The sequence below is a fragment of the Latilactobacillus sp. genome, from assembly GCF_033176295.1.
GTDB classification, from domain to species: Bacteria; Bacillota; Bacilli; order Lactobacillales; family Lactobacillaceae; genus Latilactobacillus; species Latilactobacillus sakei.
Genome location: NZ_JAMQEX010000014.1, coordinates 1 through 20,708 on the forward strand (window position 1 = coordinate 1; position 20,708 = coordinate 20,708).

General features: G+C 40.5%; 23 protein-coding genes. 22 read left to right on the plus strand and 1 reads right to left on the minus strand.

The genetic code is table 11. The features are described 5' to 3' along the window. Positions 1 to 166: 166 nt before the first annotated feature. A complete protein-coding gene (locus tag NDN60_RS09370; protein WP_082268150.1) occupies positions 167 to 547 on the minus strand; it encodes a restriction endonuclease subunit S in 381 nt (126 codons plus the stop codon). Between the two features lie 176 nt (positions 548 to 723). Between NDN60_RS09370 and NDN60_RS07415 the strand changes: the two genes are divergently transcribed. From NDN60_RS07415 to NDN60_RS07520, 22 genes are all read left to right on the plus strand, one after another. Then, the gene (locus tag NDN60_RS07415) at positions 724 to 1,695 is read left to right on the plus strand and encodes a restriction endonuclease (protein ID WP_099947680.1); all 972 of its coding nucleotides are present in this window, start codon (positions 724 to 726) and stop codon (positions 1,693 to 1,695) included. 221 nt (positions 1,696 to 1,916) lie between these two features. Continuing rightward, entirely contained in the window at positions 1,917 to 2,390 is a 474-nt protein-coding gene (gene rimP / locus NDN60_RS07420; protein WP_016265337.1) for a ribosome maturation factor RimP, read from the plus strand. A gap of 18 nt (positions 2,391 to 2,408) precedes the next feature. Further along, a complete protein-coding gene (gene nusA, locus NDN60_RS07425; RefSeq protein ID WP_011374948.1) occupies positions 2,409 to 3,626 on the plus strand; it encodes a transcription termination factor NusA in 1,218 nt (405 codons plus the stop codon). A 14-nt stretch (positions 3,627 to 3,640) separates the two neighbouring features. Beyond that, positions 3,641 to 3,940, plus strand: coding sequence for an RNase P modulator RnpM (rnpM, locus tag NDN60_RS07430; protein WP_025016343.1), 300 nt, complete (start codon positions 3,641 to 3,643; stop codon positions 3,938 to 3,940). Beyond that, positions 3,937 to 4,242: a L7Ae/L30e/S12e/Gadd45 family ribosomal protein gene (locus NDN60_RS07435; RefSeq protein ID WP_011374946.1), complete on the plus strand. Its 306-nt coding sequence runs from the start codon at positions 3,937 to 3,939 to the stop codon at positions 4,240 to 4,242. The genes rnpM and NDN60_RS07435 overlap by 4 nt, the downstream gene beginning before the upstream one ends. A 17-nt stretch (positions 4,243 to 4,259) precedes the next feature. Then, positions 4,260 to 7,073: a translation initiation factor IF-2 gene (gene infB / locus NDN60_RS07440; RefSeq protein ID WP_099947679.1), complete on the plus strand. Its 2,814-nt coding sequence runs from the start codon at positions 4,260 to 4,262 to the stop codon at positions 7,071 to 7,073. 22 nt (positions 7,074 to 7,095) lie between these two features. Continuing rightward, complete coding sequence (rbfA, locus tag NDN60_RS07445) at positions 7,096 to 7,452, plus strand: 30S ribosome-binding factor RbfA (RefSeq protein WP_011374944.1); 357 nt, start codon at positions 7,096 to 7,098, stop codon at positions 7,450 to 7,452. A 247-nt stretch (positions 7,453 to 7,699) separates the two neighbouring features. Next, entirely contained in the window at positions 7,700 to 8,092 is a 393-nt protein-coding gene (locus tag NDN60_RS07450; protein ID WP_250645015.1) for a glycosyltransferase, read from the plus strand. After that, complete coding sequence (locus tag NDN60_RS07455; protein WP_250645020.1) at positions 8,050 to 9,018, plus strand: glycosyltransferase family 2 protein; 969 nt, start codon at positions 8,050 to 8,052, stop codon at positions 9,016 to 9,018. Before NDN60_RS07450 ends, NDN60_RS07455 begins: the two co-directional genes overlap by 43 nt. Then, positions 9,011 to 9,529: a hypothetical protein gene (locus NDN60_RS07460; protein ID WP_056947988.1), complete on the plus strand. Its 519-nt coding sequence runs from the start codon at positions 9,011 to 9,013 to the stop codon at positions 9,527 to 9,529. Before NDN60_RS07455 ends, NDN60_RS07460 begins: the two co-directional genes overlap by 8 nt. After that, a complete protein-coding gene (locus NDN60_RS07465) occupies positions 9,519 to 9,716 on the plus strand; it encodes a hypothetical protein (protein WP_011374941.1) in 198 nt (65 codons plus the stop codon). Before NDN60_RS07460 ends, NDN60_RS07465 begins: the two co-directional genes overlap by 11 nt. A gap of 173 nt (positions 9,717 to 9,889) precedes the next feature. Beyond that, positions 9,890 to 10,459, plus strand: a complete 570-nt coding sequence (locus NDN60_RS07470) for a pyridoxamine 5'-phosphate oxidase family protein (protein WP_231953036.1) — start codon at positions 9,890 to 9,892, stop codon at positions 10,457 to 10,459. Positions 10,460 to 10,594: 135 nt separating this feature from the next. Then, positions 10,595 to 11,512 carry a tRNA pseudouridine(55) synthase TruB gene (truB, locus tag NDN60_RS07475; RefSeq protein ID WP_056947986.1) on the plus strand — a complete coding sequence of 306 codons (918 nt, stop codon included), beginning with the start codon at positions 10,595 to 10,597 and terminating at the stop codon, positions 11,510 to 11,512. A gap of 18 nt (positions 11,513 to 11,530) precedes the next feature. Then, complete coding sequence (ribF, locus tag NDN60_RS07480; protein ID WP_056947984.1) at positions 11,531 to 12,484, plus strand: riboflavin biosynthesis protein RibF; 954 nt, start codon at positions 11,531 to 11,533, stop codon at positions 12,482 to 12,484. Further along, complete coding sequence (hemW, locus tag NDN60_RS07485) at positions 12,484 to 13,623, plus strand: radical SAM family heme chaperone HemW (protein ID WP_016265329.1); 1,140 nt, start codon at positions 12,484 to 12,486, stop codon at positions 13,621 to 13,623. Before ribF ends, hemW begins: the two co-directional genes overlap by 1 nt. A gap of 216 nt (positions 13,624 to 13,839) precedes the next feature. Then, a complete protein-coding gene (locus tag NDN60_RS07490; RefSeq protein ID WP_231953163.1) occupies positions 13,840 to 14,418 on the plus strand; it encodes a CatB-related O-acetyltransferase in 579 nt (192 codons plus the stop codon). Positions 14,419 to 14,598: 180 nt separating this feature from the next. Beyond that, positions 14,599 to 15,657 carry a heat-inducible transcriptional repressor HrcA gene (gene hrcA, locus NDN60_RS07495; protein WP_099947678.1) on the plus strand — a complete coding sequence of 353 codons (1,059 nt, stop codon included), beginning with the start codon at positions 14,599 to 14,601 and terminating at the stop codon, positions 15,655 to 15,657. Between the two features lie 15 nt (positions 15,658 to 15,672). Next, a complete protein-coding gene (grpE, locus tag NDN60_RS07500; protein WP_056947982.1) occupies positions 15,673 to 16,266 on the plus strand; it encodes a nucleotide exchange factor GrpE in 594 nt (197 codons plus the stop codon). 36 nt (positions 16,267 to 16,302) lie between these two features. After that, positions 16,303 to 18,144, plus strand: coding sequence for a molecular chaperone DnaK (gene dnaK / locus NDN60_RS07505; protein ID WP_016265325.1), 1,842 nt, complete (start codon positions 16,303 to 16,305; stop codon positions 18,142 to 18,144). 119 nt (positions 18,145 to 18,263) lie between these two features. Further along, positions 18,264 to 19,415 carry a molecular chaperone DnaJ gene (gene dnaJ / locus NDN60_RS07510; RefSeq protein WP_056947980.1) on the plus strand — a complete coding sequence of 384 codons (1,152 nt, stop codon included), beginning with the start codon at positions 18,264 to 18,266 and terminating at the stop codon, positions 19,413 to 19,415. 164 nt (positions 19,416 to 19,579) lie between these two features. Beyond that, a complete protein-coding gene (locus NDN60_RS07515) occupies positions 19,580 to 19,843 on the plus strand; it encodes a hypothetical protein (RefSeq protein ID WP_056947978.1) in 264 nt (87 codons plus the stop codon). A 20-nt stretch (positions 19,844 to 19,863) separates the two neighbouring features. Next, positions 19,864 to 20,631, plus strand: a complete 768-nt coding sequence (locus NDN60_RS07520) for a biotin--[acetyl-CoA-carboxylase] ligase (protein ID WP_056947977.1) — start codon at positions 19,864 to 19,866, stop codon at positions 20,629 to 20,631. The last annotated feature ends 77 nt before the right edge of the window (positions 20,632 to 20,708 follow it).

A 20,708-nucleotide genomic window follows, 5' to 3' on the forward strand; every position in this document is an offset into this window, starting at 1 on the left:
GTGATCGTATTTCACTTGTAGCGTAGCTACAGGCTATTAAATTCAATAATGTTGGGGCTTATTTAATATACTCTAAAGCGTTTTTAAAATCTGAACGGGGCTAAAACTTCGGCCTCCGAAAATTAAATTAAGTAATTTAAATTGAAAGTCAAATTTGTTCGTACTTTTATGTCCGGATTCTTGACATAGGAGCCTTATAGAAATAGTTGACCAAAAAACGACCGTCTAATTTAACTGAATTCGACGTTTTTGCGTATAGAATAGAGCCACCTTGTACATATATCAATGAATCGTCTTTTTTTAACGTAGGAATTCCAATTGTGCCACCACTAGTAAACAAAACATCTCCTTTTTTGGGAGAACCAGTTTTGGAAGAGAAAGTATTGTATGTCTGTTTAGAAATAAACAATGCCCCACTAGCTGTATAGTCAACAAGATCACTTGATCTTAAATAAGGAATACCGTCTTCTTGCCAATATATATTTGATATTCTTGCACTATCTTTAATTTCAACTAGATTTCCAAGCTTACTTTGTTCCCAATCGATAAAGACGGTTAACTAACGTTGTAAACACTATTTAGATTGATATTTATTACTGTTATTTGAATAAATGCTTTCTGATTCACAGCGATAGCATTTTTTAGGGTGAATATATTATTTCTTTGGTATCTAGCGTAAAGTATAATTAGATAGAATTATGGATTAATGGGAGTGTTATCGAGATGACAATTGAAACTAATTATAAGAGCTTAAAGCTATGCAAACATGGATTACCAACTTGGGATGCAATGTTGCCAGTTGCATTATCTGTTGCTAGTAAACAGTCATCTGCGATTAGCCGAAAAGAGTTTTCGGAGGCAATTGTAAACAGTTTGCAATTGCCTGATAATCTACGACAGTTGAAGTCGGAAAAATACCCTGACGTCAATATTATAGATAGTCGAACGACATTTCCTATTTCAGAATTAACAATTGGTGGTTTAATAGAACGGCCAAAAAGAGGCTTCTATGTAATTACACCGCTAGGTAAACAATTACTAGAGCGATATGGCGGTAGTTTAACTTCTGAGAAAATCCACAAACTACCACAGTTTATCCAACACCAAGACGAGTTAAAACAAAAAGGGAATCTTGAAAAAACTGAAGATAGTCAGTCGACAGATAATTTAGATTCGGTTGAACCGATACAAACTGTGGGCCCTATTGTAAAGGATTATAATGATACCGTTAGTATTGAGTTGCTTGATCGCATTCGTAAAGGAACGCCATACTTCTTCGAAAAATTAGTTGTCGAATTACTAAGTGCAATGGGATATAAAGGAACAAACGGTCAAGCTTTTGTGACACAAAAGAGTAATGATAGCGGTATTGATGGTATTATTAATCAGGATGCTTTGGGAACTAGTACTGTTTATATTCAAGCTAAAAGGTATCAAGTAGGAAACAACGTTGGCCGAAATGAGATGCAGGCATTCTTTGGAGCGTTGAGTGGCTTTGGATCAGACCGTGGCGTTTTTATAACAACCTCTAATTTCTCGAATGGTGCAATTGAGTATGCCAAGAATCAGCATATTGTATTGATTAACGGTGTACGATTGAGCGACTTGATGCTGCAGTATCAGGTTGGCGTCAACGTTAAGAAGCAATATACAACTTTTGATATTGATGAAGATTTCTTCATTGAAGATGATTAATGCGTATTTTCATGCAGCCCGTTGTAAAATTGAGGCGATTCTAATCACTTTAACCGCCTTTCTTCTATATAATCATTAACCGCTTGCCATTTGTATTTTCATGAAAATTATGTTATATTGTTATCAGTAATTAGATACTTCAGAGCGAGTGAGCAGAAATGCTCACTCTTTTTATTGGAGCACGTCTAATCTGAATATATAAATGAATTGGAGGGAATCATTTGAGTACCGTTGTGGAAACAGTTCATGATCTACTCGTGCCGATACTAGATCAACACCATTTTGAGCTAGTCGACGTTGAATTTGTTAAAGAAGGTAGTAGCTGGTATCTACGTGTCTTCATTGATAAACCAAACGGCATTGACCTTGAAGATTGTGCCTTAGTTAACGATGCGTTAAGTGAGAAACTGGATTCAATCGACCCGGATCCAATTCCGCAGGCTTATTTCTTAGATGTTTCATCACCTGGTGCAGAGCGTCCTTTGAAGAAGGAAGCAGATTTTCAAAATGCACTTGGCGAATACATTCATATCTCGTTATATCAAGCCGTTGATGGCGAGAAGATTTATCAAGGAATATTAAAGGCGCTTGATCAAGAGACCTTAACATTAGCCATTAAAATTAAAACGCGTCAAAAAGAAGTGACATTTAATCGCAAGGAAATTGCCAAAGCTCGCTTAGCAATTGAATTTTAGTAAAGGTAGGCTAGTTACATGAGCAAGGAAATGTTAGGCGCCCTAGATGCGCTAGAACAAGAAAAAGGTGTTAAGAAAGAAATCGTCATTGAAGCACTTGAAGCAGCGCTTGTTTCGGCTTATAAACGAAACTACGGTCAAGCTCAAAATGTGGAAGTTGAATTCGATCAAAAGAAGGGTAACATCCACGTTTATGCTGTCAAAGAAGTGACTGATGAAGTTTTCGATTCACGTTTGGAAGTTAGCTATCAAGATGCTTTAGAAATTAACAAAGCATATGAAGTTGGCGATACAATTCGTTTTGAAGTGACACCTAAGGATTTTGGTCGGATTGCCGCCCAAACTGCTAAGCAAGTTATTATGCAACGGGTTCGCGAAGCTGAAAGAAGTATTATTTACAACGAATACAGCCAATACGAAAACGAAATTATGCAAGGGATTGTTGAACGTCGCGATAACAAGTTTATCTACGTTAACTTAGGTAAGATCGAAGCTGTTTTAAGTAAGCAAGATCAAATCCCTAACGAAGTGTATAACGCACATGACCGGATCAAGGTTTATGTTTCTAAAGTGGAAAACACAACTAAAGGCCCGCAAGTCTTTGTTAGTCGGACACACCCTGATTTGGTAAAACGTTTATTTGAACAAGAAGTGCCAGAAATTTATGACGGCACAGTTGAAATTGTGTCAATCGCAAGAGAAGCTGGCGACCGGACTAAGATGGCAGTTCGTTCAACAGATCCTAATGTGGATCCAGTCGGAACATGTGTTGGTCCTAAGGGGCAACGGGTTCAATTAGTCGTTAATGAATTACACGGCGAAAACATGGATATTGTGAAGTGGGAAGAAGATCCTTCAGACTACATCGCCAATGCCTTGAACCCAGCTGAAGTCATCGCTGTTCAATTTAACGATGGCAACGAACATACATGTACGGTAATCGTCCCTGATTATCAATTGTCATTGGCAATCGGTAAAAAAGGTCAAAATGCCCGTTTAGCTGCTAAGTTAACAGGTTACAAGATTGACATCAAACCTGAATCAGAAGTCGAATTTGTCGATGGCGATGATAGTGAAGACGAATCAGCCGTGGTTGAAGGTTTCGAAGAAGAAACAATCACACCAGAGACTACTGAAGAAACAGTTGCAGTAGCCCCTGAAACGGCAGAAGTTGCTGAAGACATCGAACAACCAGCAGAAACTGTTGTTGATTCTGAAGAACAACCACAAGAATAAGTGAGGTGTTCATGATGAAACAAAGAAAAGTACCAATGAGAAAAGACGTTATTTCACAAGAAATGAAGCCTAAAAAAGAAATGGTGCGAATTGTTAAAACCGCTGAAGGTGAAATTAGTATCGATCCGACCGGTAAGAAATCTGGTCGCGGTGCCTATGTTTCATTAGAACCAGATGCGATTAAGACCGCGCAAGCTAAGAAAATCTTAGAAAAGACTTTTGGCATTGATGTTTCAGCAGACTTTTACACAGAATTGTTCGAGTATGTTGACCATCAAAAGGCCCGTCAAGAACTATTTGGAGAACGAAAATGAGTGAACAACCAGACCGTTTATTGCAACTCTTAGGCATTTGTATGAGAGCAAGGCAACTGGTCAGTGGGGAAGAACAGGTCCTAAAAGCCATTCAGCAGTCAAAAGCTAAATTGGTTTTTATCGGCCAGGATATCAGCCCACTGACGCAGAAGAAATTGACTGATAAGAGTCATTTCTACAAAATCCCAGAAACAAAGGCCTACACCGCGGCCCAACTAACCCAAGCAATTGGATTACATAGAGCCACCATAGCGGTTGTCGACGCTGGGTTTGCCAAAAAGATGATAACGCTACTGGGATAATAAAGGAGCGTGAAGATATGGGTAAAAAACGTATCTATGAATTAGCTAAAGAAATTAATGTTGCTAGCAAAGACATTTTAGAGACTGCCAACAAAAAAGGCTATGATCTCAAGAATCACATGGCAACAATTGATGATAATCAAGAAAAAACATTGCGAGCTGCTTTCCAAACAAAAGCAACACCAGCTGCAAGTAAACCAGCAACACCTGCCGCACCTAAAGCGAGCGAAAAATCAGAAAGTGGTAAGATCAAGATTAGTAAAACTGCTATCCGTCGCCGCCCAGAAGCCGACAAAAAACCAACACAACATTCAAATAACCGACCACAAGCTAATGCTAACCGTAACGGTCAAGCAAGCAGTGGTCAAAACCGGACAAACAATGCGCGCCCTAACAACAATAGCGCGCGTCCAAATAACAGCCGCCCTAACACAAATAGTCGGCCAAATAACAATAGCCAAAATCGTTCAACAAGCGCTAATCATCCAATGAGCTTACAAGAACAGATTTCACAGGCTAATGCACGTCGTCAAAGAACCCAAGAACGGATTCAACAACAACGTGAACAACGTGAAGCAGACGAAAAGAAGCGTCGTGAACAAGCAAGTCATCCACGTCCAACAAGAAACAATGCTTCAAACAACCGCCCATCAAACGGCAAACCAACAAACGGTGCCCGTCCAACGACTAACAGTCCACGACCAACCGTTACAAAAGATGGTCGCCCATTAGGTAGCAGCCGTCCAAACAATAACAATAGTGCACGTCCTAATACGACGAATAACCGACCAACAAACAGTCGTCCAGCAACGACACCATCACGGCCAGTTTCTGCACAAGAAATGCAACAAAAAATGCAAGCTAATACTGTTAGTGCTTCTAAACCAGCATCAAGCAATACAGCAAGCAAGCCAAAGAACTTTGGCCCAGATAAAAAACGTGGCGGTGGTTATAACAGCTATGGCAATAGCCAACAACGTTTCAATAAGAAACGTAAGAAGACACGTAAGCAACAATTAGCTGAACAAAACGCAGCTAAGAAGGAAATGCCACAACGTAAAGAACGTCCATTACCAGAAGTATTAGTTTTCTCTGAAGGGATGAACGTTGCGGATATCGCTAAGAAGATTCATCGCGAACCAGCTGAAATTATCAAGAAGTTATTCATGTTAGGCATTATGGTTAACATGAACCAATCACTTGATAAGGATACGATCGAATTATTAGCAACTGATTACGGTATCGAAGCAGAACAAAAAGTTGAAGTGGATATCGCTGATATTGATTCAGTCTTTGAAACAGAAGCTAAGAGTGATGCTAACCTTGTAAGTCGCCCACCAGTTGTCACAATCATGGGTCACGTTGATCATGGTAAGACAACATTATTGGATAACCTTCGTAACAGTCACGTTACTGATGGTGAAGCCGGCGGGATTACCCAACATATCGGTGCTTACCAAACGAAGTTAAACGATCGTTTAATCACATTCTTGGATACACCAGGACATGCGGCCTTCACTAACATGCGTGCGCGTGGTGCTGATATTACTGATATCATCATCTTAGTTGTCGCTGCTGATGATGGTGTGATGCCACAAACAATCGAAGCTATTAACCATGCGAAGGCTGCTAAAGCCCCAATTATCGTTGCGGTTAATAAAATCGATAAACCAGGTGCTAACCCTGACCACGTGATGGAACAATTAATGGGTTACGGCCTTGTTCCTGAAGACTGGGGTGGCGATACAATCTTTGTTAAGATCTCAGCTAAAACTGGTGAAAACATTGATGACTTGCTTGAAATGGTTCTTCTTGAAGCCGACGTGCTTGAATTGAAGGCTAACCGTGATCAAAAAGCGGTTGGGACAGTTATTGAAGCCCGCCTTGATAAAGGTAAGGGACCTGTTGCCTCATTATTAGTACAACAAGGGACATTACGGATCGGTGATTCAATCGTTGTTGGGAATACCTTTGGTCGTGTCCGTGTCATGACAAATGATCGCGGTCGTCGTGTTAAAGAAGTCTTCCCATCAGAACCAGTTGAAATTACTGGGTTAAATGATGTGCCACAAGCAGCTGATCGTTTCGTTGTCTTTGAAGACGAAAAAACAGCTCGTGCTGCTGGTGAAGAACGTGCTAAACGGGCCCTCTTGAAGGAACGTAGCCGTTCAAACCCTGTCACATTAGATAACTTGTTTGAAACAATGAAACAAGGTGAATTAAAAGAAGTTGGCGTTATTATCAAAGCCGACGTTCAAGGTTCAGCAGAAGCCTTAGCTGGTAGTTTACGGAAGATTGAAGTCGAAGGCGTACGCGTGAATATTATTCATGAAGCCGTTGGTGCGATTAACGAAAGTGACGTCACATTAGCTGCTGCAAGTAACGCTATCATTATCGGTTTCAATGTTCGTCCGACACCACAAGCTAAGATCCAAGCTGATGCTGAACAAGTTGATATTCGTTTACACCGAATCATCTACAAGGCAATCGAAGAAATCGAAGCTGCTATGAAGGGTATGTTAGAACCAGTTTACGAAGAAAAAGTAACAGGTCAATTAACTGTTCGTGAAACATATAATGTTTCTAAGATCGGGACAATTGCCGGTTGTATCGTTGATACTGGTGTTATCCGACGTGATAGTGGTGTCCGCTTGATTCGTGATAGTATCGTGATTTATGAAGGTAAACTTTCAAGCTTGAAACGTTTCAAAGATGACGTTAAAGAAGTTAAAACCGGCTTTGAATGTGGTGTGACAATCGAAGATTACAATGATATCAAGATTGATGATCAAATTGAAGCCTACGTGATGGAAGAAGTACCTGTTAAATAATTAATTTACAGGAGGACTACAGATGAAACATCGTGTCGGTCGTGTTGAACAAGAAATTCAACGTGAAGTTAATGATATTTTATTAAAACGTGTACGTGATCCCCGAGTTGAAGGGGTAACGATTACAGATATTAATCTGAGTGGTGACTTACAACACGTGAAGGTTTATTACAGTATCTTGTCTAATCTAGCCAGTGATGCTGAAAAAGCACAAAAAGGTTTGGATAAAGCTAAAGGCTTGATTCGTAGCGAACTTGGCCAACGAATTAAGTTATACAAGATTCCAGAAATTACCTTTGAACAAGATGGTTCAGTTCGTTATGGTGAACATATCGACGAATTATTGCGTAAGTTACATCAAGATGAAGCACAGCGTTAGGCTGTGACCAAGAGCACCGACGAAATTCGTCGGTGCTCTTTTTTTGTTTTGATGACCTTATGAAAACCATAATCCCTTAAATTGACACGGTAGATTGCACCATATTACTATTGAGCTATAGACAACTATTGTTATTGACAGTTATTTTAAACTAAAATTAGGATTATTTTATGACTTATCGAGGAAAGTTGTTGATATGATTTCATTGTTAGCTGATTAAAATTCGCTCTGAAATGAGGCCTGATATATGCTATTGATAGACTATTTCACCCAAATATTAATCTACACACTGGTTTCTTATCCGATTATCGGGGGGTTATCGTTTATTGTTTCTAGTTTGTATTATTGGCTATTAATGGAGAAGGAAGATCAACCGCGTTATCTAAAAAAAGGGACGCCGTTCATCACGATTTTAGTGCCGGCACATAATGAAGAAGCCTCAATTGAAGCTACGATTGATCATTTAGCAACCCAAATGAATTATCCAACCGATCAATATGAAATAATTGTTGTCAATGATGGCTCGACGGACAAAACTGGGATTATTTTAGAGACATTACAAGCAAAATACGGTCAACGGTTACGAACGGTACGATTATTAATAATCGGGGCAAGGCAGCCGGCTTTAATAGTGCTTTAGGATTTGCCAAAGGCGAATTTATTTTGTCCAATGATGCTGATTCCAAACCAGAAGTTGATGCCTTATGGAAGTATATGTACTATTTTGAGCGTGAAGGCGGGGCGCAATTAGGTGCCGTGACTGGCAATATGTTGTCGATCAATAAGACAACTTTGGTGGCAGAAGCCCAACAAAATGAACTCAATTCAATCATTGGGCTCATTAAACGTTCACAGCTTTCTTATGGCGGCTTGTTTGCCTTTTCTGGGGCTAATACGATGTACCGCAAATCGGCGGTAATTGATGTTGGTGGTTGGCAAGCAGAACAACCAACTGAAGATATTGCAATTTCATGGGATATGCAGACCGCAGGCTGGCAGGCTTATTTTGCACCGCACATTCGGTTTTTTATGGATGTGCCAGAAACACTACCGGAACTCGTTAAGCAGCGGCGAAGATGGACCTCTGGCGGGATCTACGTGCTCTTGACGAAATCGTTTGGTATTTTACGGCACCCAATTAAGCACTTTTCGATGGTCCCGATTATCATTGATTATGGTTTGAGTATCATTTGGTCGTTATTTTATTGGATCAGCATGGCGACTTTTATTGTCCTTCAAATTGGTTACGTAATTAATCAGGATTGGCACCGGCTCCTTTCGAGTTTGTCTATTGCAGCAATTTTTACCACGATTGAAATATTGGTCGGATTAATTCAATTGGTGCAAGCCTCCTATTTTAATGATGGGGGCCGCTCGTTGAAGTATATCGCTTTTGCGCCTTGGTATATTTTGATTTATTGGATGGTTAATACGTATACCGTAGCGGTCGAGATTATCCCAACGATTCGCCAAATTATCAGGGGCAAAGATGCTGGGGTTTGGAAATCACCGAAACGTTCGACCGAAGCAACCGGAAAACGAGAAGGAGGGAATTCAGATGAGTAAACCAGACTATATTCGCCATCAATTAAGTGAAGATCAGATTACAATCGATTGGCTTTTTACGTCTAAAAAGACTGGTCATCGTTTGCGTCAATTAGTGTTGATTGGCATTGGCTGGGTAATGTGTCTGATTCCCACCGCGACAACAGTTGGTATCTATCTAACCCGTGAAACAATCATTCCGGTTAATCGGGTCGCCTTTAAACAATTATTACAGAATACGAATTATATTTTCTTGCGCTATATTATCGTTTTTTCAATTTTCTTTATCAGTCTCTATTTAATGAATAAAGTAAAACAGTATCGGATTAGAAAGGGTATCGCTAAAACGTTTGATGAACAGCGGTTACAGAAGCGATTAGCCTGGGCCGAAGAGATGTATACTGCTAAATATGGTGCAGCAAGCATACGTAAGCAGCGCCAAAATATCATTATTCCCGATTTTGCCGATGTTGGGACTTATGAGTTACGTCAGCGCTTTGATGCCTTTGAGGGGGAAAACGATGATTTCTAATGAAGATCAAGCTGTCATAGATGAGATGATTGCCCGCGAACGAACTATGAAAGAGCGGCAAAAAATAATTGAAGCGATGACCCATAAACGGCGGGTTTTTAAACGCCGCTTAGTGATTGTTTGTGCGGCTGTGTTGACCATTTTTTTAGTAATCTTATATGATTGCCTGATGGCATATGAAGGCTAGCCAATGATGGGGATTGTTAAAATTAATATTTTAGTTGCAATCGTAATGTTTCTACTGAGTTTAGCAATCTTTCAAAAACTGATTAAACACGCCCTTTAAAAAATATTGTTCAACGACATCATAGACAGCTGGATAAGCGTTATACGGATGCTTTATCGGCCTCTAATCGGTGGTTGCAGTTTTATTATCATCAACGAGAAATATCACAAATTATTCCCCAAATTCTTTATTATTTAGAAGCCAATCCGGCGTTAGAGACAATTGACGATGCGATTGCTTATATTGATAATCAAACAGCTAGTTCAGAGACATACCAGAATAACTTAAACGCGTTTCGCAATTACGTTAAGCAATTTAATACAATCCTGCTAAGTACGGCGGACGAACAGGGACAGCCATCTAGTCGACAGATTAGTTTTGTTACGCTCAATGATGTCCCTAATATCTGGTATTTTGGAACGGACCCGGAAGCACCAAAAGTGAGTGAACTGGATCTAGGCCGAGCTGCAATTTATATGCTACCCACGAGTGAGGGGTTGAGGATTACCAGCAATCGGCTCAAGGTATACCGCACCCAGTATAGTTTTAGTGATGTAGCGGCTGCTTATCAAGCACAGGTACCGGGCTATATGGAGAGTCTCTCTAAGGCAGAAAAGGAAAGAGAAATTATTTTTGCCATTGAATTAGAAAGTGCCCGGATCGATAGTCGGCTTCAAAATAAAGAAATTACCTTCATAAAATAAGCGCCGAGACAACTTAATGGTTGTCCCGGCGTTTTGTGCGTTAATGATAAATTGTGGCGCATAGGAAAGCAAATCCCGTTCGAGCCAGCACTCTATGCTATAATGGTTTAGTTAATAGTTAAAAGGAGATTACTTATGGACGGCATTATACCCTTATATAAAGAACGCGGCATGACTAGCAACGATTGCGTTTTTAAAGTACGACGGATTCTTCATATGAAAAAAGTGGGGCATTCTGGAACGCTTGATCCCAATGTAGATGGTGTTTTGCCAATCTGTATTGGCCAAGCAACCAAGGTAGTGGACCAATTGGTGCACTCTGGTAAAGTTTATACCGGTGAAATTACGTTAGGTTTATCAACGACAACCGAAGATTTAGATGGTGAAGTCGTTGAAGAACAACGGTTAGCTGAACCAATTTCAACTGAAAAAATTAAAGAAACACTGGCCAGTTTTCTAGGGGATTCAATCCAGATTCCACCGATGTTCTCAGCCGTAAAAGTTAACGGGCGCCGTCTATACGATTATGCACGGGCCGGCGATCCTGTGGAACGCCCACAACGCAAAATTACAATTACGCAATTTGACTTGCAAGGCGAACCAGAATTTGACGCAAAAACGGGTCGCCAAACCTTCCGCTTTATTGCGGGCTGTTCAAAAGGGACTTATATTCGGACTTTAGCTGTCGATTTCGGCCGTAAGTTAGGCTTACCGGCAGTCATGTCTGATTTAACGCGTCTTAAGAGTGGTGGCATTCAAATTGGCAGTTGTGTTACCTTGGCACAACTAGCTGAAGCTGCTGATAACGGTCAATTAGCGGATATTTTGATTCCGTTAGATCATGTTTTTGAAGAAAACGTTAAGGTTGCACTTGATGATGATCAATGGGCCAAAATTTTAAATGGTGTCTTTTTAACGTTCCCAGAACAAACAGAAGAAATCTTAGCCTTAACTTACGAAGGGCACATCAAGGCCTTGTATCAAGTGGCTAACACGAAACAACATCTCTATCGACCATATAAAATGTATTTACAAAACCAAGGGACTCATTAAAAAAACTAGGTGAAAAAAATGCGTGTGATTGAATTAATCCATCCCTATTCAAAAGAACAAGTACCAGCCGAAGAAATTGTCTTAGCACTCGGCTTTTTTGATGGTGTCCACCGGGCACATCAAGCAGTAATTAAGACGGCCAAAGAATTGGCGGTGCAACAGAACCGCCCATTAGCGGTGATGACCTTTGATATTCATCCTGCGATTGTTTACCGAAATGTCAATCAAGATGATTTTCGTTATTTATCGACAGTTGAACGCAAGCAAGAATTAATGGCTGATTTAGGTGTCGATATTTTATATGTCGTTCATTTTAACGATGGCTTTGCCAAGTTGGCACCCCAAGATTTCGTCGATCAATACTTAGTGGCGCTCCACGCGAAAACGGTGGTCGCTGGGTTTGATTACACCTATGGTAAAAAAGACATCGCTAATATGCAGACCCTTAGCACGTATGCCAAAGATCGTTTTGAAATCGTGACGGTGGCGGAACATGACTATCAAGGCCATAAGATTGGTTCAACTTTGATTCGTGAAAATTTGGATCAAGGTCAAGTAGCGGCAGCTAATGAGTTGTTAGGTTATGTTTACCAAACGACTGGGGAGGTTGTTCATGGTGAAGCTCGGGGCCGGGAACTCGGCTTTCCAACGGCTAATATTGAGAGTCAAAAGCCAGAACGTTTACCGGGCATTGGGATTTATGCGGTCCGCTTATTGGTTCGCGGCCAATGGTACTGGGGGATGGCGTCAATTGGCCGGAACGTGACGTTCCATGCCAATAATCCCGTGACAGTTGAGATTAACTTACTCGACTTTAGTGCGGACATTTATGGTGAACAAGTTAAAGTTGAGTGGTATCAGTATTTAAGAGGTGAAGTGAAGTTTGATTCGGCGGAAGCGTTGATTGACCAACTCCACCAAGATGAAGCTGATACCCGGACTTATTTTGAGAAATTAGAGGGTCAACATTAATGGCAGGTGCATATATTCATATTCCGTTTTGCGAACATATTTGTTATTATTGCGACTTCAACAAGGTCTTCATTGAAGGCCAACCGGTTGATGAGTACGTTGACATGTTAATTCGCGAATTCCAATTGGTAATGGCGGAATACCCAGACGAGAAAATTGAAACGATTTATGTCGGCGGTGGGACACCAACGACACTCTCACCAGCCCAACTCCAACGTTTGTTGGATGGCATTCACCAGTACTTACCTTATGAGGGTGGCGAGTTTACGTTTGAAGCCAACCCCAATGATCTACAAGATACCGCTAAATTGCAAGTACTAAAGGATAACGGCGTTAATCGCTTGAGCATTGGCGTGCAGTCTTTTAATGATGACATTCTTAAGAAGATTGGCCGGATTCATCGTAGTGCTGACGTTTATCGGGCCATTGCTAATGCGCGTCAAGTGGGTTTTGAAAATATCAGTATTGATTTGATTTTCCGACTACCGCAACAAAGTGAAGCAGATTTTATGGATAGTTTGAAACAGGCAATCGATCTTGACTTGCCGCATTATTCAACTTATTCATTAATTTTAGAGAAGAAGACTATTTTCTATAATTTGATGCGTCAGGGTAAGTTACGCTTACCATCGCAAGATGTTGAAGCACACATGTACCAAAATGCGATTGATAGTTTCCAACAAGCTGGTTTAGAACAATACGAAATTAGTAATTTTGCCAAACCAGGCTACCAGTCTGCACATAACTTAACCTATTGGCGGAATGAAAAGTATTTCGGCTTTGGGGCTGGTGCTTATGGCTATCTGGGCAAGGACCGCTACCACAATTTTGGCCCAATCCAACAATACTTAGAGCCGCTACAAGCACATAAAGTGCCAGTGATCGAACGCCACGTGCTTCCCTTGACCGAACAAATGGAAGAAGAACTCTTCTTAGGGCTTCGGACAATGCAAGGTGTCTCAATCAAGCACTTTGAAGAAAAATTCAGATACCCACTACAGAATATCTACGGCGAAACAGTCGCCAATCAGATTGAAAAAGGGTACCTAAAACAAGAAGGCGACTGGCTAAGACTAACTGAATCAGGAAAGTTCCTAGGCAACGAAGTCTTCCAGGAATTCTTGTTAGACAGCTATTAAGTGAGTGCGTTCAAACCGGTTATATTTCGAGCAAATGGGATGGTGATCATTTTTGGTTAGACACCTTTTACAATTACGGGCCGTTTCACAAGCAGTCGCTTCTAAGTTAAGCAGATAACAAAAACTTAGAAGCGAGGTTTTATGAAATGGACAAGAATACTTATCAACATTGGTCAGAAACAAAATATTTAAAGGATTTGGTGACAAACCCATTAATTGAAGTCGGCGATTATTCTTACTTTTCGGGGGTATTATGATCACCAGAATTTTGAGGACGGCTGTGTTCGATATCATTGGGGCGATGATGCCTCACGTGCCTTATTTAATCCACAGGCTGAATTTGGTTGGCAATTGGACCGCCTAATTATTGGCCGTTACGTTTGCATTGCCAGTGGCGTTGTTATTTTGATGGGCGGTAATCATAATCATCACAGTGATTGGATTAGCGCCTATCCGTTCCCAGAACAAATTGCGGCCTCTTATGAGCCCAAGGGTGATACAATCATTGAAGACGGTGCGTGGCTTGGGATGCGTGCGTTAATTATGCCTGGCGTTCATATTGGGCAGGGTGCGATTATCGCTGCCGGTGCGGTGGTGGTTAAGGATGTGCCAGCGTACGCTGTCGTCGGTGGTAATCCAGCACGGGTTTTAAAGTCACGGTTTACACCAGCTGACATTGAAACCCTGCAAGCAATTGATTGGTACCACTGGCCAATTGAAAAAGTCCAAGCAGCCCAATCAATATTAGCGAGTCATTCAGTCGCTGATTTACAACAATTTCACGAGAATTATTGATAGCAATCTTTGAAAAGGTCACACTCATCATTTGGGTGTGGCCTTTTATCGGTCTTTGGTCCCATTTTCATTAAATCCGTGAAAATTACAGTTCAATTCTTGACTTTATTTGACGTTCTTGCTATATTAATACTTGTAATTAGCACTCGTAATAATCAAGTGCTAAAAAGAGGTGATAACATGCTGACCGAAAGACAATTAATGATTTTGAAAGAAATTATTCGTCTTTTTACCGAGAGTGGTCAGCCGGTGGGTTCTAAGAAGCTAATGTCTGAACTACCAATGCACTTTAGTTCCGCGACAATCCGAAATGATATGGCTGATCTTGAGAATGTCGGTTTAATAGAGAAGACGCATTCGTCTTCTGGACGTGTTCCTTCTATGAAGGGCTATCGTTACTATTTAGATCATCTCATTCAGCCCGCTGTCTTAAATCCAATGGATGTTGCGACTGTGCAACAATCATTTGGACGCCATTATCATAAGATTGACGAGATTGTTTCACAATCTGCCAATATTCTTTCAAACCTAACGAGCTATACAGCGATTACGTTAGGACCGGAGATGGCAGCGATTCGGTTGACAGGTTTCCGACTTGTGCCACTTGGTAATCACCAGGTAATGGCGATTATCGTGACAAGTGCCGGAACGGTTGATAATCAGGTTTTCACAATTCCAAACGCGATTTCAGGTGATGAACTTGAAAAAGCGATTCGAGTCGTGAATGATCATCTAATCGGATTACCGTTGACCGTTGTCAGTCAGAAGTTGAAAATAGAGGTGCCTGCGTTATTAATGCAATACATGGGCTCACCGGGCGGCTTTTTAAACATCTTCGATGATGTCTTAAAACAAGCCTCACAGGAACGTTTATATGTGGGGGGCCAATCGAACTTATTAAACTTCTCAGAATTGACGGATGTGTCACAGTTGAAGTCAATCTACAACATCATTAATCAATCGGACGATCTAGCCAAGTTGCTAGAGTTATCACCGGGTGAGGCCAATAGCCAAGTTCAGGTTCGTTTGGGCAATGAAATGACCAATGATTTATTGAAGAATTACAGTTTAATGACTGTTAATTATGATGTTGGTGAACACGGCCAAGGATTGATTGCTTTATTAGGTCCCACTAGCATGCCATATTCGCGCATGATCGGGTTACTCGATTTATTCCGCGAAGAATTAGCGAAGAAACTAATTGATTATTATGCAGATTTTGATGATAGTCAATCTTAAAAGGAGCGTGTTTGTTTGACAAAGCAAGAAAAGGCTGAAAACCAAGAAAAGCCAACTGAAGAAACTGTAGAAGAAACGCCTAAAAAAGAAACACCATTTGAACCAGTTATGGAAGCTGATGAAATTGAAGAAACAACTGAGGCACAAGCACCTGTTGAAGAAGCAGATGATAAATTAGCTGAACTTCAAAAGAAATATGACGCTATGGAAGATAGTTTCTTACGGTCACAAGCTGAAATTAAGAACATCCAAATGCGCAATCAAAAAGAACAAGCTAACTTGTTAAAATATGATGGCCAATCATTAGCCAAAGATGTCTTACCCGTTTTAGATAATCTAGAACGCGCATTGGCAGCCGAAGCAACTGATGAAAGTCTTAAAAAGGGTGTTCAAATGACATATGATCATATGAAACATGCTTTAGAAGACCATGGTGTTAAAGAAATTGAGGCGCAAGGTCAAGCCTTTGATCCGACCATTCACCAAGCCGTTCAAACGGTTGCGGTTGATGGTGATCAAAAAGCTGACACCGTGGTTCAAGTCTTCCAAAAGGGCTATTATTTGAAGGACCGCGTTTTACGGCCAGCAATGGTTGTCGTTGCACAATAATAAAATTTAAAAAATTAAAAAAAGAGGGTATTTTCAATGAGTAAAGTAATCGGTATTGATTTAGGAACAACAAACTCAGCTGTTGCCGTATTAGAAGGCGGACAACCCAAAATTATTACAAATCCAGAAGGCGCTCGTACAACACCATCTGTTGTATCATTCAAAAATGGTGAAATCCAAGTTGGTGAAGTTGCTAAACGTCAAGCAATCACTAACCCAGATACAATCGCATCAATCAAACGTCACATCGGCGAAGCAGGTTACAAAGTAACTGTTGGCGACAAATCATATACACCACAAGAAGTTTCAGCAATGATCTTACAATACATCAAGAAATTCGCTGAAGATTATCTTGGTGAAGAAGTCACAGAAGCTGTTATCACAGTACCTGCTTACTTCAACGATTCACAACGTCAAGCTACAAAAGATGCTGGTAAGATTGCCGGTTTAGATGTTAAACGGATTATCAACGAACCCACAGCTTCAGCTTTAGCTTACGGTTTGGATAAGACAGAAACAGACGAAAAAGTCTTAGTTTATGACCTTGGTGGTGGTACTTTTGACGTTTCTGTTCTTGAATTAGGCGATGGTGTCTTCCAAGTATTATCAACAAATGGTGATACACGTTTAGGTGGGGACGATTTTGATGAAGCAATCATGAACTGGTTAGTTGAAAACTTCAAATCAGACAATGGTATCGACTTATCAAAAGACAAGATGGCTATGCAACGTCTAAAGGATGCTGCTGAAAAAGCTAAGAAAGATTTATCAGGTGTATCAAGCACACAAATCAGCTTGCCATTTATCTCAGCTGGCGAAAATGGTCCTTTACATTTAGAAATGACATTATCACGGACTGAATTCGATCGTTTAACATCAGACTTAGTTGATCGTACAAAAGCACCAGTTATGAATGCTTTGAAAGATGCTGGCTTAGATGCAAACGAAATCGACAAAGTCATCTTAAACGGTGGTTCAACACGGATCCCTGCTGTTCAAGAAGCTGTTAAGAACTGGACAGGCAAAGAACCTGATCACTCAATCAACCCTGACGAAGCCGTTGCACTTGGTGCTGCTGTTCAAGGTGGCGTTATCTCAGGTGACGTTAAAGACGTTGTTTTACTTGATGTTACACCATTATCATTAGGGATTGAAACAATGGGCGGTGTCTTCACGAAGTTAATCGACCGGAATACAACCATTCCTACAAGCAAGGCCCAAACATTCTCAACTGCTGCTGACAACCAACCTGCCGTAGACATCCATGTCTTACAAGGTGAACGTCCAATGGCTGCTGACAACAAGACTTTAGGTCGTTTCCAATTAACAGATATTCCTGCTGCACCTCGTGGTGTGCCACAAATCGAAGTTAAGTTTGATATTGATAAGAACGGTATTGTTAACGTTTCTGCTAAGGATCTTGGCACAAACAAAGAACAAAAAATCACTATCAAGAGTAACTCTGGTTTATCAGACGAAGAAATCGATCGTATGATGAAAGAAGCACAAGAAAACGAAGAAGCAGATACAAAACGTAAAGAAGAAGTTGATTTGAAGAACGATGTTGATCAATTAATCTTCCAAACAGATAAGACTTTGAAAGAACTTGAAGGTAAGGTTTCTGACGAAGAATTACAAAAAGCAAAAGATGCTAAAGAAGAATTAGTTAAAGCACAACAAGAAAACAACCTTGAAGACATGAAGACAAAACGCGATGCGTTAAGTGAAATTGTTCAAGAATTGACAGTTAAGTTATATCAACAAGCCCAAGAAGCACAACAAGCTGCTGGTGGTGCTGAAGGTAACGCAACTGATGCTAAGACTGATGACGGTACTGTTGACGGCGACTTCGAAGAAGTTAAAGACGACAAAGAATAAGAACGTTAAAAAAAGCCAAAACCTAGTATGGTCTAGGGCTTTGGCTTTTTTTAATCAATCAGTTATGCTATTCTTGTTAGGGTAGATTTAACCCGTAAGTAAATGAATGGAGGCCCACAATGGCTGAAAAAAGAGATTATTACGACGTCTTAGGTGTCGGACGCGATGCTTCTGACGATGAGATTAAAAAAGCCTATCGTAAACTTTCTAAAAAATATCATCCAGATATCAATAAAGCACCTGATGCAGAAGCAAAATTTAAAGAAGTAACTGAAGCATACGAAGCATTAAGCGATCCTCAAAAGCGAGCAGCCTATGATCAATATGGTCATGCGGGCATGAATGGCGGTTTTGGTGGCGGCGCTGGTGCTGGTCAAGGCTTTGGTGGCTTCGGCGGTGGCGCAGAAGGTTTCGGCGGATTCGACGATATCTTCAGTTCATTCTTCGGTGGCGGGGCTCGTCAACAACCTAATGGCCCACGTCAAGGTTCTGATTTACAATATCGAATGGACTTGAAGTTTGAAGAAGCTGTCTTTGGTAAGGAAACAAAGATTTCTTACAGCCGTGAAGCCGAATGTCATACTTGTCACGGTTCAGGTGCTAAGCCTGGCACAAGTGCTGAAACGTGTCATAAATGTCACGGTGCTGGCCAAATCCAAGTGGAACGTCAAACACCACTTGGCCGTATGATGTCACGCGAAACATGTGATGTCTGTGGTGGGACTGGTAAGGAAATTAAGTCAAAATGTGATACTTGTCATGGGACAGGTCGCGAAGAAGAACGTCATACCGTTAAGGTGAAAGTCCCTGCCGGTGTTGAAGATGGACAACAAATGCGTCTTCAAGGTCAAGGTGAAGCCGGTTCAAATGGTGGCCCTTATGGGGACCTATTTATCGTCTTCCGCGTTGCACCTAGTGATGAGTTCGAACGTGATGGTGCTCAGATTTTTGTTGAAGTACCAATTTCATTCGTCCAAGCCGCTTTAGGGGACGAAATCGAAGTTAACACGGTCCATGGTCCAGTTAAGTTGAAGATTCCTGCTGGTACACAAACGAACACTGTTTTCCGTCTACGTGGTAAGGGTGCGCCTAAACTTCACGGCACAGGTAACGGTGATCAAAACGTGACAGTCAACGTGGTGACACCAAAGACCTTAAACAGTAAACAACGAGATGCCTTAAAAGCATTTGCAGTAGCTAGTGGTGACTCAGTTAACCCACAAGACAACAACTTGTTCGACAAGATTTTGAATAAAAAACATAAAAAATAAAGGGACTGACTTAGGTTAGCCAACTTTAAGGCCACCAATCAACAGATTAAAATGTTGATTGGTGGCCTTTTTTTGTAAAAAGAACAATAAAAAGCCAACATTCAATTTCTTTATGAATTGGTTGTGCTATTCTAAATGTAAATCATAAAAATGGAGGTCATCATATGACAACTCAATCATCAGATGATAATTTAAAATTAGATCAAAAAGAATTTGCAAAAATGATTGTTAATTCACACCGCGTATCAGATGAACTTGATCCAGAAGCAATTGTTAAACGAAAACTGACGATCTATTTAACGGCTTATTATCTTGCTGAAAAATTTAACAATTTGCAAGATGAAACCTTTACTTCAGGACTAAGCACAAGTCAGGAGTATCAGAAATTATTACAACAACTTCAAGATACGAAATTTGGCGATTGGTAGACTGAAAGAAGGGTATGCGCATGGTAGCTGATCAATTAGAAGCCGCTCTTATTAATCGAGGGTTAGCTAAGCCTAAGAGACTTGAAATTCATAATCTTGTGACATCAACTAATCAGTTAGCTAAACAATATTTATTGAACGCATCTGTTATGCCAGATGTGATCATTGCTAATCAACAATCAGCAGGGTATGGTCGTTTAAAGCGTAAATTTTATTCTCCGCAGCAAACAGGAATCTATATGAGTCTTCTCTTACCTGACATACCATTGAATGAAGAAGCGACATTGCTAACGCCCTTGAGCGCAGTAGCGGTTGTCCGTGCTATTCGAGCAGTTTGTCAGATTGAAACGCAGATTAAATGGGTTAATGATATCTATTACGAAGGTCAAAAGGTGGTTGGTATTTTAGCGGAGTCAATTCCACATCATGGCATTGTCATTGGGATTGGCATTGACTTTAAAGATGACGGTCAATTAAGCCAGTTGGTAGAAAAAGCAGGCGTTTTGTTGCCTAATACAAGTCCGATTACTCGTAATCAACTGATTAGTCAAATTCTATTAGAATTTGATCGATTACTACCAACCTATCGTCAAAAAACATTTATGGCAGAATATCGCGAATCGTCTTTATTAATATCAAAAAAGATTGTTGTCCGATTGAATGAAGAGAAAATTTTGACGGGGTACGTTCAAGATATTACAAATAATGGTGAGTTAGTGATCCAAACGGAGAAACAGCGACTTCAAATTATCAGAGCTGGTGAGGTAGAGCGGGTCTTATCATGGTGATAAAGATAAAATAATAAAGAGGTATTAATAAGTTGTTAGGACTTATTAATACCTCTTTTATTTGATATTTCTAACGA

What these genes read in the sequence shown, in the direction of transcription:
- ribF (WP_056947984.1), top strand. Translation starts at nt 11,531, where the DNA reads ATGCGTGTGATTGAATTAATCCATCCCTATTCAAAAGAACAAGTACCA.
- NDN60_RS07460 (WP_056947988.1), top strand. Translation starts at nt 9,011, where the DNA reads ATGAGTAAACCAGACTATATTCGCCATCAATTAAGTGAAGATCAGATT.
- truB (WP_056947986.1), top strand. Translation starts at nt 10,595, where the DNA reads ATGGACGGCATTATACCCTTATATAAAGAACGCGGCATGACTAGCAAC.
- NDN60_RS07465 (WP_011374941.1), top strand. Translation starts at nt 9,519, where the DNA reads ATGATTTCTAATGAAGATCAAGCTGTCATAGATGAGATGATTGCCCGC.
- NDN60_RS07520 (WP_056947977.1), top strand. Translation starts at nt 19,864, where the DNA reads ATGGTAGCTGATCAATTAGAAGCCGCTCTTATTAATCGAGGGTTAGCT.
- NDN60_RS07415 (WP_099947680.1), top strand. Translation starts at nt 724, where the DNA reads ATGACAATTGAAACTAATTATAAGAGCTTAAAGCTATGCAAACATGGA.
- infB (WP_099947679.1), top strand. Translation starts at nt 4,260, where the DNA reads ATGGGTAAAAAACGTATCTATGAATTAGCTAAAGAAATTAATGTTGCT.
- nusA (WP_011374948.1), top strand. Translation starts at nt 2,409, where the DNA reads ATGAGCAAGGAAATGTTAGGCGCCCTAGATGCGCTAGAACAAGAAAAA.
- NDN60_RS07450 (WP_250645015.1), top strand. Translation starts at nt 7,700, where the DNA reads ATGCTATTGATAGACTATTTCACCCAAATATTAATCTACACACTGGTT.
- hemW (WP_016265329.1), top strand. Translation starts at nt 12,484, where the DNA reads ATGGCAGGTGCATATATTCATATTCCGTTTTGCGAACATATTTGTTAT.
- rnpM (WP_025016343.1), top strand. Translation starts at nt 3,641, where the DNA reads ATGAAACAAAGAAAAGTACCAATGAGAAAAGACGTTATTTCACAAGAA.
- dnaK (WP_016265325.1), top strand. Translation starts at nt 16,303, where the DNA reads ATGAGTAAAGTAATCGGTATTGATTTAGGAACAACAAACTCAGCTGTT.
- dnaJ (WP_056947980.1), top strand. Translation starts at nt 18,264, where the DNA reads ATGGCTGAAAAAAGAGATTATTACGACGTCTTAGGTGTCGGACGCGAT.
- NDN60_RS07515 (WP_056947978.1), top strand. Translation starts at nt 19,580, where the DNA reads ATGACAACTCAATCATCAGATGATAATTTAAAATTAGATCAAAAAGAA.
- rbfA (WP_011374944.1), top strand. Translation starts at nt 7,096, where the DNA reads ATGAAACATCGTGTCGGTCGTGTTGAACAAGAAATTCAACGTGAAGTT.
- hrcA (WP_099947678.1), top strand. Translation starts at nt 14,599, where the DNA reads ATGCTGACCGAAAGACAATTAATGATTTTGAAAGAAATTATTCGTCTT.
- NDN60_RS07435 (WP_011374946.1), top strand. Translation starts at nt 3,937, where the DNA reads ATGAGTGAACAACCAGACCGTTTATTGCAACTCTTAGGCATTTGTATG.